Genomic DNA, 21,439 nt, shown 5'->3' with positions numbered 1-21,439 from the left:
ACGATGCGTGCGACGACGAACCGGACGAATCTGGCCGCCGGCTTTCGGGCCGGACTGGCCGGCTTGAGCCTGTCGGCGATCGGCTGGTTCGCAGCCCTTCCCGCCCTTGCCCAGAGTTTCCAGACAGCCGCTCCCCACGCCATCCTGATCGATGCGGATTCGGGCTCCGTGTTGTTCGAAAAAGCGGCCGACGAGCTGTTCTCGCCGGCCAGCATGGCCAAGCTGATGACCACGGAGATCGTTTTCAACGAGATCCGGCAGGGCCGGCTCAGCATGGAGAGCGAATTCCAGATCACCGAGGACGCCTGGCGCCGGGGCGGTGCCGGGGGAGGCGGCTCCTCGATGTTCGCCCAGCTCAACAGCCGCATCAAGCTGTCCGATCTGCTGCGCGGCCTGATCGTGCAATCGGGCAACGACGCGGCCATCGCCATCGGCGAGGGCATCGCCGGCTCGGAGGAGAATTTCGGTCGGATGATGACCGCGCGGGCCAAGGAAATCGGCCTGACGCGCTCCACCTTCCGCAACGCCACCGGCTATTCCGCGCCCGACCAGAAGGTCACCGCACGCGATCTCGCCAAGCTGGCGATCCACCTCATCGACACCTATCCCGATCTCTACAAGATCTTCGCCGAGCGCGAGTTCACCTGGAACAAGATCAAGCAGCAGAACCGCAATCCGCTGCTGACCCTCGATATCGGGGCCGACGGGCTCAAGACCGGATATCTCGAGGAATCGGGCTACGGCCTCACGGGCTCGGCGGTCCAGAACGGCCAGCGCCTCATCATGGTGGTCAGCGGCCTCAAGACGGCGCGCGACCGCGCCGCCGAGTCGCGCAAGCTGGTGGAATGGGGATTCCGCGCCTTCGAGCCGCGCCAGATCTTCGCCAGCGGTGAGACCGTGGCCGATGCCTCCGTCTTCGGCGGGGCGCAGGGTAGCGTCCCGCTGGTGGCCAAGAAGCCGGTCCGGGTGCTCCTGCCCCGTGGCAACGGCGACCGCATCAGTGCCCGCGTCGTCTATCAGGGTCCGCTGACCGCGCCGGTGGAACAGGGCAAGGAGGTGGGCCGCCTGCGCATCACCCGCGGCGACACCCAGGCCCTCGACCTGCCGGTCTATGCCGGAGAAGACGTGCCAGCCGGCACGATCCCGCAGCGCGCCCTCGACGGAGCCTGGGAGTTCGGGACCGGCCTGTTCCGGCGCGCCTTCGACAAGGCCGGTGCCAGTGACAAGGCCGGCGCGACCGATAAGGCCGGCGCCAAATCGTGACCGGCCGAAACCGCGGGCGGGGAGGGGTCTTCATCACCTTCGAGGGCGGGGAGGGGGCCGGGAAATCGACCCAGATCGCCCGGCTCGCGACGCGCCTGCGTGGTGCGTCCTCCGTCCCGGTGGTGACGACACGCGAGCCCGGCGGCTCCGCCAAGGCCGAGGCGATCCGTGAGGCGTTGCTGGCCGGAACGGTGAAGCGGCACGGCCCCTTCGCCGAGGCGCTGCTGTTCTCCGCCGCCCGGATCGACCATCTCGACACGCTGATCCGCCCGGCCCTCGCCCGCGGCGAGACCGTGCTGTGCGACCGCTTCTCGGATTCGACCCGTGCCTATCAGGGGGCGGCTGGCGGCCTCGACCCTGCCCTGCTCTCGGCCCTGGAGCGGGTCGTCGTCGGGGATATGACGCCCGACCTCACCCTGATCCTCGACCTCGATCCCGTCATCGGCCTCGCCAGGGCGAAGGCCCGCGCCGGGGAGGGGGAGGCGGCCGACCGGTTCGAGGCGGAGGCCCTCGCCTTCCACACCCGCCTGCGGCAGGCGTTCCTCGCCATCGCCGCAACGGAGCCGGAGCGCTGCGTCGTCATCGATGCCGGCATCCCCCCGGATGCGGTGGAAGAGGCGATCGCAGCCGCCCTCGCGGCCCGCCTGCCCAGCCTTTTCTCCAGCCCGGAGGCCGCCGACGATGCGGCCTGAACGCGCTCCCGAGGATGTCGAACCCGGCGACCTCGCCGACATCCCCCGCCCACGCGAGCAGGCAGGCCTCGTCGGCCATGCGGAGGCGGAAGCCGCCTTCATCGAAGGCATCGGCTCGGGACGCCTGCACCATGCCTGGCTCATCGGCGGCCCGCGCGGTATCGGCAAGGCGACCCTGGCGTATCGGGTGGCGCGCTGGCTCATCGCCAACCCGCGCCCCGGCCGCATCCCGGATACCCTCGCGGTCGATCCCTCGCATCCGGCGGCGCGGCAGGTGGCGGCCCTGTCGCATCCCAACCTCGTGGCCCTGCGCCGGACGCGGCCGCACAATGCCAAGACGCTCGCGACAAAGATCTCGGTCGATGCCGCGCGCCATGCCCTCGACCTGTTCGGCTCGACGGCGGGCAATGACGGCTACCGCATGTGCATCGTCGACAGCGCCGAGGATCTCAACGCCAACAGCGCGAACGCCCTGCTCAAGATGGTGGAGGAGCCGCCGCCCCGCTGCCTGTTCCTGATCGTCAGTCACGCGCCGGGCCGGCTGCTGCCGACGATCCGCTCACGCTGCCGTGCCCTCAACCTGCGGCCCCTGGGGGAGGGGGAGGTGGCCGAGGTTCTGGGAAGCTTCCCTCCCCCTTTCGTCCGGCCCGACCCGGAGGTCCTGGCCCGTGCCGCCGCCCTCTCCGAGGGCTCGGTGGCGCAGGGCTTCGCCATGCTCGATCCGGCGACATCCAACCTCGTCGGCGAGATGGAGACCCTGCTGTCGCGCCTCGACCATCCCGACTGGCGCCGCATCCTGGCGCTGGCCGACAAGCTTTCGGGGCGGGACGCGGACGAGCATTTCGCCGCGAGCCTCGAGGCGGTGTTCCGCTTCGTCTCCGCCGAACTCGACCGCCGCCGCCACGAGCCGCCGGCTCGCCTTGCGGCCCTGGTGGAGGTGTGTGACAAGATCGCCCGCGCCGCCCGGGAGGCCGCGACCTACAATCTCGACCGCCGGCCGCTGATCCTCTCGCTGTTCGGCGACCTCGCGGGCGCCGTACGCTGAAGGGACGTGAGCCGGTTCGGCCCGTGCTCCCGGAGCCGTCCCGTGAACCCATGAACCCTGTATCCGGGGATACCGCTACGCGATGGCCAACGATCCAGGCCCCACCCTTTCCGATGCCAAGGCCCTTTCCGGTGCGAAAACCTTCGGCATCAGCACGGCGATCTCCTATCCCAACGGCGCGCCGCATATCGGCCACGCCTACGAGGTGATCGCCACGGACGCGATCGCGCGCTTCAAGCGCCTCGACGGCTACGATGTGCTGTTCTCCACGGGCACCGACGAGCACGGGCTCAAGATCCAGCAGACCGCCTTTAAGGCCGGGATCAGCCCGAAGGCCCTGGTCGACGACATGGCCGCGCGCTTCAAGGCCATGGCCGAGGCGCTGAACTGCAGCCACGACCGCTTCATCCGCACTACTGAGCCGGACCATTATGCCGCCGCCCAGGAACTCTGGCGGCGCATGGAGGCCAATGGCGACATCTACCTGTCGAAATACGCCGGCTGGTACTCGGTGCGCGACGAGGCCTATTACAACGAGGACGAGACCGAGACCGCCCCCGACGGGACACGCCGCGCGCGGGAGACCGGCACGGCCGTGACCTGGATGGAGGAGGAGAACTTCCTCTTCCGTCTCTCCGCCTACCAGGATCGGCTGCTGGCTCTGTACGAGGCCCAGCCCGACTTCATCGGCCCCGAGACACGGCGCAACGAAGTGGCGAGCTTCGTCCGCTCCGGCCTCAAGGACCTCTCCGTCAGCCGCACCACCTTCGACTGGGGCGTGCCGGTGCCGGGGCACCCGGATCATGTGATGTACGTGTGGGTCGATGCCCTCACCAACTATCTCACGGTGACGGGCTTCCCCGACGAGGCTGACGCCCGCAAAAAGTTCTGGCCGATGGACCTGCACGTCATCGGCAAGGACATCGTGCGCTTCCACGCGGTCTACTGGCCGGCCTTCCTGATGTCGGCGGGCCTGCCGCTGCCGAAGCGCGTCTTCGGCCACGGCTTCCTGCTCTCCAAGGGCGAGAAGATGTCGAAGTCGCTCGGCAACGTGGTCGATCCGATGGACCTCATCGCGACCTACGGGGTCGATGCGTTGCGCCAGTTCGTCCTGCGCGAAGTCCCCTTCGGCGGCGATGGCAATTACAGCCACGAGGCCATCATCACCCGCTACACGGCAGACCTCTCGAACGGTCTCGGCAACCTCGCCCAGCGCTCTCTCTCCATGATCGCGAAGAATTGCGGTGGCCTCGTCCCCGAGCACGGCGACTTGACGGAGGACGACCGGGCACTCCTGGCGCTGGCGGACGCCCTGCCGGGCTCCGTGCGGGTGGCGATGGACAAGCTAGCCCTCCACATGGCGCTCGCCGACATCTGGGCCGTGGTGACGGCCTCCGACCGCTATTTCGACGCGCAGAAACCCTGGGTCCTGCGCAAGACCGACCCTTCCCGCATGGCCGCCTCCCTCTACGTGGTGGCCGAGACCTTACGGGCCATCGGCATTCTGGTGCAGCCCTTCATGCCGGATTCGGGCGCGAAGCTCCTCGACCTCCTGGCCGTGCCCGCCGACAGGCGGCAGCTCGCCGATATCGGGGAGGGGGGTCGGCTGGTGCCGGGCACGGCGCTCCCAGCGCCGAGCGGGCTGTTCCCGCGCTTCGTAGAGCCGGAGGCTCCCGCCGTCTGAGGCGGGGTCCGCAGCGTCACCGAGAATCCCGAGTTTTGTCCATGCTGGTCGACAGCCACTGCCATCTCGACTTCCCGAACTTCGTCGAGGATCTTCCCGGCGTGATCGCCCGCGCCGAGGCGGCGGGCGTGACGGGGATGCTCACCATCTCGACGCGAATCGCCAAGGCGCGGGTCTACGAGGCCCTGTCCGAGGCTCATCCGCAGATCTGGCACACCGTAGGGACCCATCCGAATGGGGCAGGGGACGAGCCCGACGTGCCCACGGAAGAGATCGTCGCCCTCACCCATCATCCGCGCTGCGTCGGGATCGGCGAGGCGGGGCTCGACTACCATTACGAGGACGCCGCACCCGAAGCAGTGCAGGAGCGGGTGTTCCGCCGGCATATCGCGGCCTCCCGCGAGACCGGCCTCCCCCTCGTCATCCATGCCCGCGATGCCGACGAGCACATGGAATCGGTGCTCGTCGACGAGATGAAGCGCGGGACCTTCAAGGCGGTGCTGCACTGCTTCTCCTCGGGCCGACGCCTGGCCGAGGTCGGGGTCGAACTCGGCTTGTTCGTCTCCTTCTCGGGCATCGTCACCTTTCGGCGCTCGCACGAGCTCCGCGACATCGCCCTCGCCGTGCCCCGCGACCGCATCCTGGTGGAGACGGACGCGCCGTTCCTGGCGCCCGAGCCGCACCGTGGGCGCAGCAACGAGCCGGCCTATACCGCCGACACCGCCCGCTCCCTGGCCAAGACCCTCGACATGGAGTTCGAGGCCTTCGCGAGCCTGACGACGGCCAATTTCCACCGCCTGTTCGACAAGGCGCCCCCATCCGGCGGCCGGGCGGCATGACAGAGGCCCGCGCGCTCCGCTACCAACGGACCGGGAGGTGCGGATGGGTTCTCTGACGTTGACGATCCTCGGCTGCGGCTCGTCCGGCGGCGTTCCCCGTGTGGGTTACGGCTGGGGCGCTTGCGATCCGTCCGATTCGAGGAACCGGCGGCGGCGCTGCTCGATCCTGGTGGAGCGGCGAGGGCAGGCGGTGTCCACGACCCTTCTGGTCGATACCTCGCCGGATTTGCGGGAGCAGCTTCTGGCGGCGCGGGTCCAGAGCCTCGACGCGGTGCTGTTCACCCATGCCCATGCGGACCATACCCACGGGATCGACGACGTCCGGCCGCTGGTGATCCACATGCACCGGCGCATCCCGGTCTATGCCGATGCCGAGACCCGCGCCCTGCTGACGATGCGCTTCGGTTATTGCTTCGAGACGCCGCCCGGCAGCGCCTATCCGCCGATCCTCGACATGAACGATCTCGTGGCGGGCGAGCCGGTGACGATTCCGGGTGAGGGCGGTGCGATCGAGGCCGTGGCCTTCGGTATGGAGCATGGCACCGAGAGCGCCCATGGCTTTCGCTTCGGCCCGGCGGCTTACGCGCCAGATGTCAGCCTGATGCCGGAAGCGGCCAAGGCGCAACTCCGCGGCCTCGATCTCCTCATCATCGATGCCCTGCGCGACACCCCTCACCCGACCCATTACTCGGTCTCGGATGCGCTCGCGCTGATCGAGGAGGTGCGCCCACGCCGCGCGATTCTCACCAACCTCCACACCGATCTCGACTACGCCACTCTCGCGGCCAAGCTGCCGCCGGGCGTGGTTCCGGCCTATGACGGATTGTCGGTGAGCGTGGACCTCTAGACGCGCAGGCAGAGTGCCGGGGAGGGCGCGCGTCAGTTACGCATGGGGTCGGCCGGGATCAGGCCGGCATTGACCAGGATCTGTGCCGTGGCCGCCTTGGCGAGGCGGTCATAGCCCGCATCGGTCATGTGCAGCCCGTCGGGGCCGATCATCTGCGCCGGGCTGAGCAGGCCGCTGGCGGCCCAGGTCCGCATCAGGGCGTGACGGCGGATCACCGGCACGTCGAGCTCGGCCGCGAGGCTGTGCAACGCGTCGCCGTAGCGCTCGGCACCGTTGGTCGTCGTCAGGCGGCGGCACCATTGCTGGTCCATGAGGATGACGTCGGAGCCGGCGGCGCGCATCGCCGTGATGCCCTGACGGGTCAATTCGGTGAAACGCTCCACCGTGACGCCGGTCATCGGGTCGTTGCTGCCGGTCTGCCAGATCACGAGGTCGGGCCGCTCGGCCAGAACGTCCCGGTCGAGGCGGCGGGCCATGGCCTCGGCGTCGTCACCACCCTTGCCGCGGTTGAGGACCGTGACGATGGGGTGCTTGGCGCCAGCGACGTCGAGACGTCCCTGCAGGTCCTCCTGCAATTGGGCGGGGTAGGCGGTGGCGGGGGAGGAGGCCCCCGACCCTTCCGTGGACGACGAGCCAAAGGCGACGATGCGGATGTCGGATCCCGCCTTCACCAGGGCGGCCACGTGGGAGAGCTTGGCCAGCGCCCGGGCGGGAATGGCCGGCTTCGATACCACGGGCTCCGCCCATGCCGGAGCGCCGAGGCCCAAAGCCACGAGGGCCAGGCCGAGGAACGGGGCGGCGCAGGGTTTGAGGAGGGTCAGCATCGGATCCGCTTCGAGAACGATCGGGGCGGGCGGTCGCGAAGACCGGTCCCACTCCGCCACGGGTTAGACACGCGGTTTGAGATAGGATTGTGACGATTGCCCCTGAAACTGGCGGATCGCTTAAGGAAGCTGGTGAGCAAGGCGTAAAGCCGCCATCTCTCAGCGACACTTCATGGAATGGTGAATCCCAGCTTCGTGTCAAGTTGGTCCTGTAAGCCCCCCTCACCCCGATCTCCCGGGCTTCATGTTCCATAATATATCTTATGCGAATGGCAGATATGGGTTCTGAAAGGGCCTGATTCGCCATCCAGGTTCGCCGTGCCGGACGGTACCGACGGACGGCTCGCACTGGATCTCCCTAGGATGCCCGCGCCGTGTCCGGCGCCCTGCCCTCGCCGGTGGTGAACAGGCCGTAGCGCAGGGCCAGGGTCGGCAGGATCAGGAGGTTCAGGACCGTCGAGGTCACGAGACCGCCGAGGATGACGATGGCCATCGGCCCCTCGATCTCGCGGCCGGGCTCGCCGGCTCCCAGCGCCAGGGGCAGCAGGCCGAGGCCGGTGACGAGGGAGGTCATCAGGATCGGCACCAGCCGGTCGGCGGCCCCCTCCACCGCCGTGTCGCGGTCCCACGCCCGGCCGTCGATGGCGACGAGATGCTCGTAATGCGAGATCATCATGATGGTGTTGCGGAGCGAGATGCCGAACAGCGTCACGAAGCCGACGATGGAGCCGAGCGACAGCACAGCCCCGGTGGCGAAGACCGCCAGTACCCCGCCGACGAAGGCGAAGGGCAGGTTGACCAGGACCAGCATGAGGTTGCGCGCGCTGCCCGTGACCATGGCCAGCAGCAGCACGATGCCGAGGCCCGCGAGCCCGGAGAACAGCAGCAGATCGCGTTTGGCCCGCGCCTGGGCCTCGGCCGAGCCTGAGAAACTCACATAGACGCCGCTCGGCAGGGCCACTTCCTTGGCGATCTTGCGCCGCGCCGCCTCGACGAAGGAGGCGACGTCGCGCCCCGTGACGTTGGCGGTGATGGCCTGGACGCGCTGGGCGCCCTGATGCTGGACCTGGTAGCGTCCCGAGGTCTCGTAGATGTCCGCCACCTGGGCGAGGCGGATGAAGCGGCCGTTCGAGGAGCGCAAGGGGAGGTCGCCCAAAGCGGTGAGACGTCCCCTCGCCCCGGAATCGAGGATGACGAGGACGTTGAAGACCGCGTTGCCCTCATAGGTCTGGCCGACCACGTCGCCCTGATAGGCGGTGCGCACCACCTCCATCACCTCGACGGCCGAGAGCCCCCAATGGCGCAGGTCGTTGGGCCGGAGCCCGACGTTGATCTGCGGCAGCCCGGCCGGGGAAGCCTGCTGGATATCGGTGGCGCCGCGCACCTCGGCGAGTTCGCGGGCGATATCGCGGGCGGCGGCCTCGATCCGGGCGAGGTCGTTGCCGAAGACGTTGATGACGACCGGCGCGGTGTAGCCTGAAACCGTCTCCTCGATGCGCTCGGTGAGGAAGGTCTTGAGCGAGAAGGCGGCGCCGGGAAACCCCGCCATCAGGGTGCGGATATCGGCCTCGGCCCTGCCCTGCCCCGCGCCGTCGAGCCCCGGTTCGAGGTCGATATGGATCTCGCTGTAATGGGTGCCGGCGGTGTCCTGCCCCGCCTCGGCGCGGCCGATCTGAGAAGCCACGGCGCGGATGCCGGGGATCTTCCGCAGTTCGGTGGTGATGCGACCGCCGAGGCGCATGGATTCCCCCAGCGACGTGCCGGGCGCCGCCGCCATGTGCAGGATCAGGTGGCCCTCCTTCAGGTCGGGCAGGAAGGTACTGCCGAAGAACGGCGTCGCGGCGGCGCCCGCCAGGGTCACCAGGATACCGCAGGCGATGACGATGCGCGGTGCGCGGTTGATCCCCTGGAGGAGGCGGGTGTAGCCGCCGCGCGACCAGCGCATCACCGGCGGGTCGCGCATGTCCGTCTCGCGCCGCCCGGTGAGGAGCATCATCGACAGGGCGGGGGTGACGGTGAGCGCCACGGCGAGCGAAGCCACCACCGCGAGGATGTAGGCGAGGGCGAGGGGGGCGAACAGCTTGCCGGCGATGCCGGACAGGACCAGCACCGGCAGGAACACCAGCAGCACCGCGAAGGTGGCGTAGGCGACCGCCGTGCGGACTTCGAGGATGGCGTCGATGACCACCCTCCCCTCCGGGACGGGCGAAGCGAGGCGCCGGTTCTCGCGCAGGCGGCGCACCACGTTCTCGACGCCGATCACCGCGTCGTCCACCACCTCGCCGATGGCGATGGCGAGGCCGCCCAACGTCATGGTGTTGAGGCTTTCGCCCATGGCCTGGAGCGCCACCACGGCGGCGATGAGGGAGAGCGGGATCGCCACCGACGAGATCACGCAGGTGCGCCAATCGTACAGGAAGGCGAACAGCACGACGACGACGAGGATGCCGCCGAGCCCGAGCGCCTGGAGCACGTTGGCATTGGCGATGGTGATGAAGTTCGCCGGCCGGAACAGATCCGGCCGCAAAGCCACGCCTTCCCGGTCGAGGGCCGGGCGCAGGTCTTCGAGAGCGGCCTCCACTCGGGCGGTGACCTCGCGGGTATTGGCGCCGTATTGCGCGCCGACCATGAGGAGCACGCCGCGCTTGCCGTCCACCAGGGCGGCGCTGATCGGCGGCTCGCCGGCGGCGACCACGGTGGCGACGTCGCCGAGGGTCACGCTGGCGCCGCCCTCGTTGATGAGCACCGTGCGGGACAGCTCCTCCGGGGTGAGCGACTGCCCCTCGGTCTGGAGGGTGACGCGCTGGTTGATCGTGTCGACGAAGCCCGCCCCGCGCACGCCGGTGGCCTTGCGGGCGGCGGCGAGCACGTCGTTCATGCCGATATTGTAGCGGATGAGGTCGGCCGGCCGGATCTGGACCTGGAGCGAGCGCACGGCGCCGCCATAGACCGAGACCTGGCTGACGCCCGGCACGGCCAGGAGCCGGAGGCGCACGGTCCAGTCGGCGATGGTGCGCAGGTCGAGATCGGAGCGCCGCTCCGAGGTCAGGCCGACGAGGAGCACGGTGCTGGTGGCCGAGGTGAGAGCGGTCATCGCCGGCGGCAGCACGCCCTGGGGCAGGCGGCCCGCGAGCGCCGTCAGGCGCTCGGTGACGAGCTGGCGGACGCGGTAGACGTCGCTGCCGGTACCGAAGGTGACGGTGATGACCGACAGGCCCTGGATCGAGCTCGACCGCAGGGATTCGATCCCCGGCAAGCCGTTCACCGCCACCTCGATCGGTTGGGTGACCAGCACCTCCACCTGTTCGGGATTGAGGCCGGGCGCCTCGGTCTGGACGACCACGGAGGGCGGGGCGAATTCCGGGAACACGTCGTATTTCGCGTCCCCCAGCACGTAGATGCCGTAGCCGGCGAGCGCGAGGCTGAGCGCCAGGACGATGCCGCGAAAGCGCACCGCGAAGGCGACGAGAGCCGCCTGGGGGCCACTCGGGGAAGCGTTCGGAACGTCGCTCACGTCAATCGTCGTCCACGCCGCCGGAGACGGAGAGCAGGCTCTTCATCTCCTCGGACAGGAGCGCCTGCGCGCCCGTCAGCACGATCTCGGTCTCACCGGGCAGATCCTCCACCACATAGGCATCGGCCGACATGGGCGGGTCGGCCTTGAGGGCGTGGCGGGCGAAGGCGTCGGGCGCCACCGCGCGGTAGATCCAGGTTCCGCCCTGCCAATGCACCACCGCATCCTCGGGCACGCTGATGCCGGTGACGCTCCGGTCGGAGGCGAGGAAGGCGAGCATGCTCATGCCGGGCAGGAAGCCGCTATCGCCCGGCACGGTGTAGAAGTAGCTGAGGCCCTGGATGCGCTGGTCGGTGCGGGTGGCCGGCGAGACGTAGCGCAGCGCGATCCGCGCGCTCTGCGGCGGCACCTCGGCGAAGGCGGCGGCGGGTTGGCCCTTGATGCTCTCGCCCGGCGGCAGGGTCACCTGAACCAGGAAGTCGACGCGCTCGATCAGCCGGGTGATGGCCGGCGAGCGCTCGACGATGGCCCGTCCGATCACCGGCCCCCATTCCTGCTGCGCCGTGGCGGCGAGGGTGCGAACCTGCGATTCCGCCGCCGCCAGGGCGGCCTGGTCGGTCTGGAACGTGCCCTCGGTGGTCTCGACCTGGACGGTGGTGGCGTAGGGGCCGAGATTCTTGGCGCGCTGGAAGGCGTTGCGCGAGACCTCGACCCGGGCCTGTGCGGTCTGGAGCTGCGCCCTGGCGCTGGCGTAGGAATTCGTCAGGTCGGTGACCCTGGCGACGTCGAGGACGCTGCCATAGGCCTGGAGTTCCTCGCGGTGGGGAGCGTACGGGCGCACCTGCGTGGCGATGCCGAGGCGTTCCCGCTCCTCCGGCTTGAGCCGGACCACGGTGCGCCCGTCCTCGATGGCGGTGCGCTGAGCCGGAAGATGACGCGGGGCAGGGGGACCGGGGGCGACCCGCTCCCGCAGTTCGGCGATGAGGGCCGTGCCGGCTTCGCTCACCGCGAAGGCGGCGATTCCGGCCACGATTCCCGCGAAGAGGAGACCACGCACCCACGACACCAGAACCGCCCTCCCCGGCCTCGCGATCGATACGCCGCGTTGTCCCTCGTGAACGGATACAGCGTCGCCCCGCAACCCGATACGGGCGATGCCGGATTTTCCCGTCCTGCCTCACCTCCTGCCTCGCACCGTTGCGTCGGCCCGCGCGCGGTTTCGCGATTCCCGCGGCCGTGAGATGGTGGAGGCGGCCGGAGAGCGTCGTGACCCACATCATCCCGCTGCCCTACAGGCCGCCCTACGACTGGCCCGCGATCCTCGCCTATCTCGGCGGCCGGGCCATTCCGGGTGTCGAGGTGGTGACGGCGGACGCCTATGCCCGGACCGTCTTCATCGGCGGGCTCCCCGGCACGATCTCCGTCATGCGGGGCGGGGACGATGCCCTCGTCGCGACGGTGGATCATCCCGATCCGGCGATTCTGCCGGACGTTCTGGCACGGCTGAGGCCGATGTTCGATCTCGATGCCGACCCGGCCCTCATCGCGGCCGCGCTCTCGCGCCACCCCGACCTCGCCCCCCTCGTGGCCGAACGGCCGGGCCTGCGGGTTCCGGGCGCCTGGGACGGGTTCGAGATCGCGGTACGCGCCATTCTCGGACAGCAGGTCTCGGTCAATGCGGCGACCCGGCTCGCCGGCAAGCTGGTTGCCGCCTTCGGTGACGCGATGGCGCCGGAATACGCCGGAACGGGGCTGACCCACCTGTTCCCGACGCCGGATCGCCTGCTCGATGCAGACGTGGCCGCGACCCTCGGCATGCCGGGGGCACGCGGCAGAGCGATCAGCGCCCTTGCGGCGGAGGCCCATGCAAATCCCGCTCTGTTCGCACGGGGACGTGGGCTCGATCCGGCGGTGGCCGCCCTGAGGGCGTTGAGCGGGATCGGCGAGTGGACGGCACAGTACATCGCCCTCAGGGCCTTGCGCGAACCGGATGCGCTGCCGGCGAGCGACCTCGCCCTGCTCCGATCCCTCGATATCGGGGCGGGGCGTCCGACACCGGCGCAATTGCTCATCCGGGCCGAAGCCTGGCGGCCCTGGCGGGCCTACGCCGCATTGCATCTCTGGACGAGCGACGCCGCGCGGATCGCCGCCGCCCTGCCTGTCCCCAAACCCGCCGCCAAGCGCCGCCCTCCCCGGCCCGTCTCCGGGTAGGATCCGTGATGTCAGCCCTGCTTCCGGCGGCCTTGCTCAGCCCGTCATGGCCGGGACAGAAGGGGATGGCGGTACCGCCAGCGAAGAAACATCTCCGAGCAAAGCCCCCGAAGGGATCATGACCTCTCCGTCCGCCTCCCCCGGCCCGGCCGTCGAGACCCGTGGCGCCGGGGCCGCCTACCCGCTCCTCCTGTTCACGACCCTGCTGTGGGGCGGCAACGTGGTCGCGGGCAAATGGGCCGTGGGGGAAGTCTCGCCTCAGGTGCTCACCTGCCTACGCTGGGCCTTCGCCTGCCTCGCGCTGGCCTGGCCGGCCTGGCGCGGGATCGTGGCCGAGCGCCACCTGGTCGCACGCCACTGGCGCTACGTCCTCCTGATGGGGGCCTGCGGCTACACCGCCTATGCGAGCCTGTTCTACGCCGCCGGCATCTACACCACCGGCGTCAACGTCGCGCTGTTCCAGGGAGCGATTCCGGTCCTCGTCATCCTGCTGAACTACGTCGTGCACCGCGTCGCCGTGACCGGAGCGCAGATCCTCGGCGTCGTCATCACCCTCGGCGGCGCGGGCGTCGCGGCGACCCACGGCGACTGGCACATCCTGTCGACGCTCTCCTTCAACATCGGCGACATGCTGATGCTCGGCGCCTGCCTTCTCTATGCCGGCTACACCGTCGCCCTCGCCGACCGCCCCAAGATGTCCGGCCTGACCTTCTTCTCGGCGATGGCGCTGGCGGCCCTCGTGACCTCCCTGCCCGCCCTCGTCCTCGAACAGGCTGCCGGAACCCTGATCTGGCCGACACCGAAGGGGTGGGCCATCGTCGCTTTCGTGGCCCTAGGCCCGTCCCTGATCGCCCAGCTCTCGTTCATGCGGGGCGTCGAACTGATCGGCCCGAACCGCGCGGGGGTGTTCGTGAACCTCGTGCCGATCTTCGGCTCGGGCCTCGCCATCCTCGTCGTCGGCGAAGCGTTCCAATGGTACCAGGCCGCGGCCTTAGCCCTCGTGCTTGGCGGCATCGTCATCGCCGAGCGCTTCGGCCGCCGCGAACGCCCGGGCGGCGGGTGAGGCGAGACGTCCGGTTCAGCCGGCGGCCGCGCGCTCGAGGGAGGCGATGTCGAGCTTGACCATGTCCTGCATGGCGGAGAAGACCCGGCGCGCCACGGCCGGATCGGGGTCGGCCAGCAGCCGAGGGAGAATCGTGGGTACGATCTGCCAGGGCACTCCCCACTTGTCCCTGAGCCAGCCGCACATGATCTCGGCCCCGCCATCCGCCGTGAGCGCCGCCCATAACCGGTCGACTTCGTCCTGGTCGGCGCAGGCCACCGAGATCGAAGCGGCAGTGCCGTAATCGGCCGTGGCGCCTCCGTTCAGGGCCTGAAAGCTCTGTCCGCCGAGGGTGAAGGCCACCAGCAGCGCATCGCCCGCTTCCCCGCCCGGCCAGGGTCCAGGCGAGCGCTGGACATGGTCGATCCGCGAATCGGGGACGAGGGAGACGTAGAGGCCGACCGCCGCCTCGATGTCCCCCCCGAACCACAGGCAGGTGCTGACCTTGGGCATCGTCGACTCCTCTCGCGAGGTTGAGCTCGCGCGAGACTATCGAATGTCCGGCCTCGAGCCCATCAGATGATGAGCCCCCGCCGCAGGGCGATGGCGACGGCCTGGGTGCGGTTGGCGGTGCCGAGCTTGGCGCGGGCGGAACGCAGGTGGAAATCGACGCCATGGGCGGAGATCCCCATGACCTCGCCGATCTCCCAATCGGTCTTGCCTTCGGCCGCCCATTGCAGGGCCTCGCGCTCGCGCGGGGCGAGGCGCGCGGAGGCCGCCGGGCTCTGCCCGTTCAGCAGTAGCAGGTGGCCGAACGCGTAGGTGGCGATCAGTTGGAGCATGCCGCGATCCGCCGGATCGATGGCGAGTCGCTCGCCCGAGACGCTGAACCCGGCGGTCTCGCCGTCGAAGGTCATCAGCGGGATCGTCAGGCCGTCGCGCAGATGGAAATCCGCAGCCTCGTCCATCACCCTGCGCGCCAGGGGATCGTCGGCATGCTCATCGGTGGCGTCGCTCCAGGCGAAGGGCGCGGTTGAGTAGCCGAGGCGCTGCACCGTGGGGTCGTGGAAGGCATAGCCGCGCGTCAGGTAGCGCCGGCCCCATTCCATTGGGAAGGTGTTGAGCAGGACGTGGCCGCGCTGCTGGCGGACGGACGTGCCCCGTACCGGCACCGTGGCCGCCATGATATGCGCGACGCCGAGATCCGCCAGTTCCGCCGCCAGAACCCGGGCGACGTCCTCGCCGCTCGCCGTCCGGTCGAGGGAACGGAGGAAGCCGAGGGTCTGATCGAGGGATTTGCGCGTCACCCGCGTTCTCGCCGGAGAATCCGACCACCATTCATGGTCGAGAAACATGTGGGCAACAGAACTCTAGATTGTCAACGACTCCGTTCGGCCGGAACCGGCCTTACGCGGGCAAGTCATGGGACGGTGTTATCCGAACAGGTCGACCGTCCTGAAACCGTTCGCTTCCAGTCGTTCGGCCAGGACGCGGCGGTGGCATCGCTCCGGGTCGCGCTCGAAGCAGAGGAGGCAGGTCGGCGCCCGCGAGGCGACCTCGCACAGGGCGGCGAGGGCGAGCCCGCCATCGGCGGTGTCGAGCACCTCTTCGCAGTAGATCCGGCGCATCAGCGCGGCATCATGGGCCCTCGCAGCCTCTCTCCCGGCCTTCGGCGTGCCGAGTTCCCGCGCATGCGCATAGGTGAGGCCCGCCTCTTCCAGGCTCGTCTTCAGCGCGTTCTTCGAGAAGCCCCGCTTGCGCGAATTGGCCACCGCGCGAACGTCGGCCAGCGTCGCGATGCCGGCATCCTTCAAAGTCGCCACGAAACGCTCGGAATCCAGCCCTTCGTAACCGATGGTGAACAAAACCTTGTCCAGACTCCCCTCCCCTCGAAATGCCTGATCGGCTCGGGACTTAGCATCCGCGACCGGCCTGCGGCGAAAGCGCCTGAATCCACCCTATGTGGTTCGCCCGCAACGAGTTCCGGAATTCCGCCGCATTGCCGTCAAAGCTCTGTTAACCGCACGGGGCCATCCCTTACCCATGATTGTAGCGCGTGAGAACGGTGGACCGGGCATCAATGTCGCTTGAGAACGGGATCGCCCCGACAGACTTGGCCGTGATGCCACGCAACGCCGCGATGCGCTGGGCCAAACGCTCGCTGACCGCCGCCCTGCTCGCGACGCTCGCGGCCTGCGCCGGCAACCAGAGCGACTTCTATCCCACAAAGGGTGACGTGAAGCCCCATCCGGGGGTCGCCCGTGCCAAGCAGCACCCGATCCAGGGCATCGACATCTCGAAATGGCAGGGGCCGATCGACTGGGCCTCGGTGCGCGGAGCCGGCACGCAGTTCGCCTTCATCAAGGCGACGGAGGGCGGCGACCACGTGGACGAACGCTTCCGCGCCAATTGGGAGGGAGCCGCCAAGGCCGGCGTGCCGCGCGGAGCCTACCATTTCGTGTTCTGGTGCCGCTCGGCCCAGGATCAGGTGGAGTGGTTCAAGAAGAACGTCCCCAACGATCCCACCGCCCTGCCCCCCGTCCTCGACGTGGAATGGAACGGCCATTCGCAGCTCTGCCCGAAGAAGCTGCCGAAGGCCCAGGCGCTGGCGATGATGCGCTACATGCTCGACGAGATGGAGCGCTACACCGGCAAGCGGCCGATCATCTATACCGACATCACCTTCCATAAGGACGTGCTCGAGGACGAGTTGCTCGACTATCCGCACTGGGTCCGCTCCACGGCGGCCGAGCCCGAGCAGCGCTTCGCCAAGCGGAAGTGGATGCTGTGGCAGTTCACCTCCACGGGCCGGGTTCCCGGCGTGCGCGGTGACGTGGACCGGAACGCTTTCTACGGCACCACCGCGGAATGGGCCTCCTTCCTGGCTACGGATTGCGATCCGCGCGAACACAACCGACTCTCCGGGCAGGGTCTCTGCAACGGGAAGTAGGCGAAGAACCGGGAAGTCGGGGGACGTGCCACTGAGCGCCGCCTAGGGAGCGGCGCTCATCACGCTGGTGAGGACGGTGCCGTAATGGCAGGCCGTGGCGGCGAGGACGAAGGCGTGCCAGATCGCGTTCTGGAACGGCAGGCTGCGCCAGACGTGGAAGATGACCCCGGCCGAGTAGAGTACGCCGCCGATCGCCAGAAGCCAGAGCGCCTCGGGGTTTAGTGCGCCGATCACCGATTCGTAGGTGGCGACGCCGCTCCATCCGAGGAGCAGGTAGAGGCCGATGGCGGCCCGGTCGAAACGGCCGGGCATGAGAAGCTTCAGGGCGATGCCGATTCCCGCCAGCACCCAGATGAAGGCGAGCAGCATCCAGGCCGTCGATCCGCGCCCGACCAGGGCGACGAGAGGCGTGTAGGTGCCCGCGATCATCAGGTAGATGAGGGCGTGGTCGGCTCGGCGCAGGATCCACTTGCGGCGCCCTACGGGCCACATGTTGTAGGTGGCCGACACACCGAGCATCGACACCAGGGCGGCGGCATAGACCGCGACGGCCGCTCGCTCGGTCCAATCCAGCGGGGCCATCGCCGCCAGGATGACGATGGCGATCGAGCCCGCCACACCGAACGCGATGCCGGCGATATGCACGGCGGCATCTGCCATCAGCTCCCGGCGGGTGTAGTTCCAGGTCAGTCCAATGGGTCTACCGTCCTCAGCCAGGAACATCGCTGACTCCGAACTTTCCTAACCTAAGCTTAAGCGCCGAAGGGCCGGACTCGTTCCCTGTTCGAACTGCGTAGGCGGCGAGCATCGTGAACCGCCGCCTACCTGATTCCTGCATATTTTCCCAGTGGGAGGATTCCTAGAAGGAGAAGGTCGTGAAGCGGCTCGCGAGGACGACGGCCCAGGCCGCTCCGAGAAGTCCCGTGAGGCCGACGACGACCTTCCGGGTCCGCGCGTGACGCGTCCCCTCCACGTCGGCACCTTCGCGTACCGTCTGGTCGCGCTCAACGAGTACCTGCTCTTCCGACACGAGGCGTTGGTCGTGCATGCTGGACGGCCTTTCGGTTGTGGCGTGACGCTGCCGGGCTCCGCTCTCACGGCGCCATCGACACATCGGCTAACGGCACAAACCCAAGCTTAGTTTCGCTGCAACGCAACAAAAAGGGCCGAGGGGGACGCTCGCCGATGGTGGCTGGCAGGGTGCAAGCATCCGGCCAATCCGCCTCTCCCTATCCTGCATCGCGGTGAAACGGTCTGTGCGATGCAGCAGCCTTCGCTCAGTAAACGTCCGGAAACAGGGTCGGGTCAGGTCCCCATCGTTCGCGGGCGAGAGGCCGGCGCACCGAGCCGTCCGGCCTCCGCTACGACGCGTTCCGCGCGGTCCTAAGCGCCTCGGCCCGTCATGCCCTCGAAGCCGAAGGCGGTGGTCGCGCCGGCGGGAGATGCCAAGGTGCGCCGGGTTGCGCCGCGGCTCAGCCGTGCATGCACCGTCGCCATCATCAGGACCGCCATGGCGAAGACCTGATGGGCGAGGCCCGCCCAGAGCGGCACCGCCAGCAGGAGAGTGACGATGCCCAGTCCCGCCTGTGCCGCGGTCAGACCCGCGATGCCGATGGCGCGGCGGGCCGTGCCACTCCCGGGAAGCCGCCTGCTTGCATCGACGGCATGGAACAGCGCTGCCGCCAGAAGGAGATAGGCCATCAGGCGGTGGTTGAACTGAACCAGGGTGACGTTGTCGACGAAGTTCTCGATCCACGGGCTGACGGCGAACAGTTCGGAGGCATTCGGCACCAGAACGCCGTCCATGTCGGGCCAGGTATTGTGCACGAGCCCGGCCTTCGACCCGGCGACGAGACCGCCGAGGCCGATCTGGACCAGGACGAGGACCGGCAGCAGGGCCGCAATGATCCTCAGGCGACCCGGTGCCGGCTCCGACGGGCCGGACCGCAACCCGGCCGCCAGCCAGACGAGGCCGGCCAGGATCAGGCTCGCGGTGGTCAGGTGCAGGGCGAGCTTCAGGGGTGCCACCGCCGTCATTCCCGGCTGGAGACCGGAGGCGACCATGATCCAGCCGATGGCGCCCTGAAGACCGCCGAGGGCGCCGAGGGCGAGGAGCCCGTATCCGAGGCGCCGGTCGACGAGGCCGCGCCACCAGAACACCAGGAGCGGGAGGAAGAAGGCGAGCCCGAGGATGCGCCCGAGCAGGCGGTGGCCCCATTCCCAGGCATAGATGACCTTGAAGTCCGACAACCCCATGCCCTGGTTGAGGATACGGTATTGTGGCGTGTCCTTGTACTTGTCGAACTCGGCCGCCCAGGCCTGTTCGGAGACCGGGGGGACCACGCCCGTCACCGGCCGCCATTCGGTGATCGACAAGCCCGATCCGGTCAGGCGGGTGGCGCCGCCGACGGCGACCATGGCCACGACGAGGATCGCCAGGGTGTAGAGCCAGACGCGGACCGGGTTCGTGGAACGGACCGGTGCGGTCGAGGTAGTTTCGCGTGTAGGCATCGCGGTAGGGGCTCGCGTGGTGTCGGGATCGGCGCGGGTGTCCCGTGCCTGCGCCCCTGCGTTACGCATGCGCGGCCACGGGGGCAACGGCGCCGAGGGCCGCAGAGGGCTTGGGCCGCAGAAGGCTTGGGCCGCAGAAGGCTTGGATGCGGCGCGAGCGGCAATTGCCTTGCCGGGGCGGTCGGCCTAACCCCGGCGGACCGATTGCACAACAGTCGATGGACGTCACCGCCGGACTTCCCTGCCGGGGAGAAGGCCCATGCCAGGAGAGCGCCCATGCGCCGCCGCACCCGCACGCTGCTCGGCACGATCGGCATGCTCGCCTTCGTGGCGCTCTATGCGCCCCTCGCCATGGCGCTGGCCGACAGCCGCATCTCGCAGACGCCTCCGGCCGTGCAGGCCATCCTCTACGCCTTCCTCGGCATCGCCTGGATCTTCCCCCTGATGCCGCTGATCCGCTGGATGGAGCGAAAGGATGTCGATGGCGGGCGCTGAACCCTAAGCAGGTTTAGCAAAAGTGGTCACCGGTTTTGCGTCCTGAAACCTGTGACATTTCAATGACTTAAGCGAGATGAAGCGTTGGCTTGCCAACGCGAGCCCGCTGAGGATTTCCCCCGACGCCGGGATTTCGCCGCACTCGGCAGCCACAGGCTTGGGCAAGCTTCGACGTTTCGTCAGATCCAGGCCAAGATCCTCCGCCCCATGAACCGATTCCTCGCGTCTTTCCTGCTCGTAGGCTTCGGCTGCGCCGCTCTTCCGGCTCTCGGCACGCCAGCCTCGGCACAGAATGCGCCCCGCTCGATGGCGGAATGCGAGCGCCTCAAGAACGACCTCGCCTACAATCAGTGCCTCGCGATGTTCGGGCCGGCCGCCAAGAATGTCGGCGGCGGGGGCGGGGGCAGCGACGGTGGATCGGCCTCCTCGTCCGTCGCGACGGCGCTCGCCGCCGTCCCGCCGGTCAGCACCGAATCGCTCCCCATGGCCGACGAGCCGGCGCAGGAGACCCGAAAGGGCCAGCGCGGCAGGCGCGGACGCTACACCCGCCAGGGCCGCCAGAGCGCCAGCTTCACCGTCGGTGGAAGCGAGAGCCGCTCGTCCTATCGCCGCCGCCGCCGGCATTGACCGGCCCCGCGCGGGACCGACCCGACCGGGCTCAGTCGATCGGTCTTAGAGCGCCTAACAGAACCGTTTGATCTGGTTGAGAGTGATGAGGCTGGTCGCGAGGCTGGTGAAGGCCTCGTAGATGTCTGCACGTCGCTCGTAGCGGACGGGCAAGCGGCGGAAGCGGTTGAACCACGCGTGGGTACGCTCGACGACCCAACGATGCCGACCGAGTTTCTCGCTGCTTTCGATACCCTTCCGCGCGATGCGCGGGACGATGCCCCGCGCCCGGCACTCATGGCGGCGGGGTCGGGCATCGTAGGCCTTGTCGGCGTGCAGCTTGTCCGGACGGCGTCGCGGTCGCCCTCGTCGACCACTCCGCAGAGGCGGAATGGCATCGAGGGTGGCCGCCATCATGACGGTGTCGTGTCTGTTGGCCCCGCTCAGGCAGAAGCCGAGCGGCGTGCCGCGCGCGTCGGTGACGAGGTGGCGCTTCGTGCCCGGCTTCCCCCGGTCCGTCGGGTTCGGGCCGGTGGCAGGCCCCCTTTTTTAGCCGGGACAGACGCGCTGTCCAGGCAAGCCCGGTTCCAGTCGATCTCACCCGCTGCGTGCAGGCGCTCCAGCAGCACGTGATGCAGGCGGCTCCATACGCCCGCCGCTTGCCAGTCCCGCAGCCGCCGCCAGCAACTCATGCCGGAGCCGCAGCCCATCTCGGCCGGTAGCATCTCCCACGGCAGACCCGAGCGCAGCACGAACAGGATGCCCGTCAGGGCGGCCCGGTTCTCGATCGGACGACGCCCGCCCTTCGGACGGGGCCGAGGTGGCGGGAGGAGCGGAGCGATCTCATCCCAGAGATCATCGGGGAGAAGCGGTCTGGCCATGCCAAACCAACGCTGAACTTCCAGCTTCGTGCCGT

Annotated in this window: 21 protein-coding genes; 11 read left to right on the top strand and 10 right to left on the bottom strand. The window is 68.9% G+C overall.

The genetic code is table 11. From position 1 onward, the window contains the following. Nucleotides 1-3 precede the first annotated feature (3 nt). The 6 genes from ACYQR9_RS17450 (at nucleotide 4) to ACYQR9_RS17425 (ending at nucleotide 6,370) form a co-directional block, all read left to right on the top strand. Nucleotides 4-1,263 (top strand): D-alanyl-D-alanine carboxypeptidase family protein, encoded by a 1,260-nt coding sequence (locus tag ACYQR9_RS17450; protein WP_461227534.1) that lies wholly within the window; start codon nucleotides 4-6, stop codon nucleotides 1,261-1,263. Next, the gene (gene tmk / locus ACYQR9_RS17445) at nucleotides 1,260-1,955 is read left to right on the top strand and encodes a dTMP kinase (RefSeq protein WP_461227533.1); all 696 of its coding nucleotides are present in this window, start codon (nucleotides 1,260-1,262) and stop codon (nucleotides 1,953-1,955) included. The genes ACYQR9_RS17450 and tmk overlap by 4 nt, the downstream gene beginning before the upstream one ends. After that, on the top strand, nucleotides 1,945-3,000 hold the full coding sequence (locus tag ACYQR9_RS17440) for a DNA polymerase III subunit delta' (protein ID WP_461227532.1): 1,056 nt from the start codon (nucleotides 1,945-1,947) through the stop codon (nucleotides 2,998-3,000). Before tmk ends, ACYQR9_RS17440 begins: the two co-directional genes overlap by 11 nt. Before the next feature lie 82 nt (nucleotides 3,001-3,082). Next, entirely contained in the window at nucleotides 3,083-4,684 is a 1,602-nt protein-coding gene (gene metG, locus ACYQR9_RS17435) for a methionine--tRNA ligase (protein ID WP_461227531.1), read from the top strand. Between the two features lie 41 nt (nucleotides 4,685-4,725). Beyond that, nucleotides 4,726-5,523: a TatD family hydrolase gene (locus ACYQR9_RS17430; RefSeq protein WP_461227530.1), complete on the top strand. Its 798-nt coding sequence runs from the start codon at nucleotides 4,726-4,728 to the stop codon at nucleotides 5,521-5,523. Nucleotides 5,524-5,566: 43 nt separating this feature from the next. After that, nucleotides 5,567-6,370 (top strand): MBL fold metallo-hydrolase, encoded by an 804-nt coding sequence (locus tag ACYQR9_RS17425; RefSeq protein WP_461227529.1) that lies wholly within the window; start codon nucleotides 5,567-5,569, stop codon nucleotides 6,368-6,370. 32 nt (nucleotides 6,371-6,402) lie between these two features. Here the strand turns inward: ACYQR9_RS17425 and ACYQR9_RS17420 are convergent, their stop codons facing one another. The 3 genes from ACYQR9_RS17420 to ACYQR9_RS17410 all read right to left on the bottom strand — a co-directional run bounded on the left by ACYQR9_RS17420 (nucleotide 6,403) and on the right by ACYQR9_RS17410 (nucleotide 11,765). Then, on the bottom strand, nucleotides 6,403-7,194 hold the full coding sequence (locus tag ACYQR9_RS17420; protein WP_056424280.1) for an SGNH/GDSL hydrolase family protein: 792 nt from the start codon (nucleotides 7,192-7,194) through the stop codon (nucleotides 6,403-6,405). A 358-nt stretch (nucleotides 7,195-7,552) separates the two neighbouring features. Next, nucleotides 7,553-10,708 (bottom strand): efflux RND transporter permease subunit, encoded by a 3,156-nt coding sequence (locus ACYQR9_RS17415; protein ID WP_461227528.1) that lies wholly within the window; start codon nucleotides 10,706-10,708, stop codon nucleotides 7,553-7,555. A gap of 1 nt (nucleotide 10,709) precedes the next feature. Next, on the bottom strand, nucleotides 10,710-11,765 hold the full coding sequence (locus ACYQR9_RS17410) for an efflux RND transporter periplasmic adaptor subunit (protein ID WP_056424287.1): 1,056 nt from the start codon (nucleotides 11,763-11,765) through the stop codon (nucleotides 10,710-10,712). Nucleotides 11,766-11,974: 209 nt separating this feature from the next. On the opposite strand from ACYQR9_RS17410, the gene ACYQR9_RS17405 reads away from it, so the two are divergent. Continuing rightward, entirely contained in the window at nucleotides 11,975-12,919 is a 945-nt protein-coding gene (locus ACYQR9_RS17405; RefSeq protein WP_461227527.1) for a DNA-3-methyladenine glycosylase family protein, read from the top strand. 118 nt (nucleotides 12,920-13,037) lie between these two features. Next, the gene (locus tag ACYQR9_RS17400) at nucleotides 13,038-13,982 is read left to right on the top strand and encodes a DMT family transporter (protein ID WP_461227526.1); all 945 of its coding nucleotides are present in this window, start codon (nucleotides 13,038-13,040) and stop codon (nucleotides 13,980-13,982) included. A gap of 15 nt (nucleotides 13,983-13,997) precedes the next feature. Here ACYQR9_RS17400 and ACYQR9_RS17395 read toward each other — a convergent pair whose 3' ends face one another. The 3 genes from ACYQR9_RS17395 to ACYQR9_RS17385 all read right to left on the bottom strand — a co-directional run bounded on the left by ACYQR9_RS17395 (nucleotide 13,998) and on the right by ACYQR9_RS17385 (nucleotide 15,838). Then, nucleotides 13,998-14,474, bottom strand: coding sequence for a VOC family protein (locus tag ACYQR9_RS17395; protein ID WP_461227525.1), 477 nt, complete (start codon nucleotides 14,472-14,474; stop codon nucleotides 13,998-14,000). 62 nt (nucleotides 14,475-14,536) lie between these two features. Then, a complete protein-coding gene (locus ACYQR9_RS17390; RefSeq protein WP_461227524.1) occupies nucleotides 14,537-15,268 on the bottom strand; it encodes an autoinducer binding domain-containing protein in 732 nt (243 codons plus the stop codon). A gap of 126 nt (nucleotides 15,269-15,394) precedes the next feature. Then, entirely contained in the window at nucleotides 15,395-15,838 is a 444-nt protein-coding gene (locus ACYQR9_RS17385) for a DUF488 domain-containing protein (protein ID WP_461229830.1), read from the bottom strand. 245 nt (nucleotides 15,839-16,083) lie between these two features. On the opposite strand from ACYQR9_RS17385, the gene ACYQR9_RS17380 reads away from it, so the two are divergent. Continuing rightward, on the top strand, nucleotides 16,084-16,911 hold the full coding sequence (locus ACYQR9_RS17380) for a glycoside hydrolase family 25 protein (RefSeq protein ID WP_405030603.1): 828 nt from the start codon (nucleotides 16,084-16,086) through the stop codon (nucleotides 16,909-16,911). A gap of 42 nt (nucleotides 16,912-16,953) precedes the next feature. On the opposite strand, the gene trhA is transcribed toward ACYQR9_RS17380, so the two are convergent. The 3 genes from trhA to ACYQR9_RS17365 form a co-directional block, all read right to left on the bottom strand. Further along, nucleotides 16,954-17,634, bottom strand: a complete 681-nt coding sequence (gene trhA, locus ACYQR9_RS17375) for a PAQR family membrane homeostasis protein TrhA (RefSeq protein WP_207413097.1) — start codon at nucleotides 17,632-17,634, stop codon at nucleotides 16,954-16,956. A gap of 136 nt (nucleotides 17,635-17,770) precedes the next feature. Beyond that, nucleotides 17,771-17,959, bottom strand: coding sequence for a hypothetical protein (locus ACYQR9_RS17370; protein WP_056424310.1), 189 nt, complete (start codon nucleotides 17,957-17,959; stop codon nucleotides 17,771-17,773). 335 nt (nucleotides 17,960-18,294) lie between these two features. Then, nucleotides 18,295-19,422 (bottom strand): COX15/CtaA family protein, encoded by a 1,128-nt coding sequence (locus ACYQR9_RS17365; protein ID WP_056424313.1) that lies wholly within the window; start codon nucleotides 19,420-19,422, stop codon nucleotides 18,295-18,297. A 276-nt stretch (nucleotides 19,423-19,698) separates the two neighbouring features. Between ACYQR9_RS17365 and ACYQR9_RS17360 the strand changes: the two genes are divergently transcribed. Beyond that, nucleotides 19,699-19,917, top strand: coding sequence for a DUF2842 domain-containing protein (locus tag ACYQR9_RS17360; protein WP_207413099.1), 219 nt, complete (start codon nucleotides 19,699-19,701; stop codon nucleotides 19,915-19,917). 207 nt (nucleotides 19,918-20,124) lie between these two features. After that, complete coding sequence (locus tag ACYQR9_RS17355; protein ID WP_207413100.1) at nucleotides 20,125-20,544, top strand: hypothetical protein; 420 nt, start codon at nucleotides 20,125-20,127, stop codon at nucleotides 20,542-20,544. 54 nt (nucleotides 20,545-20,598) lie between these two features. On the opposite strand, the gene ACYQR9_RS17350 is transcribed toward ACYQR9_RS17355, so the two are convergent. Next, nucleotides 20,599-21,404 (bottom strand): IS5 family transposase gene (locus tag ACYQR9_RS17350; protein ID WP_461226995.1). Its coding sequence is split into 2 segments (ribosomal slippage): nucleotides 20,599-21,074 and nucleotides 21,074-21,404, totalling 807 coding nucleotides; the frame shifts between segments, so codons are not numbered across the junction. Nucleotides 21,405-21,439 lie beyond the last annotated feature (35 nt).

It is taken from the genome of Methylobacterium sp. CM6241, assembly GCF_054817845.1.
Note: the sequence above shows the minus strand (reverse complement) of the source record. Positions and strands in the feature narration are given on the sequence as shown.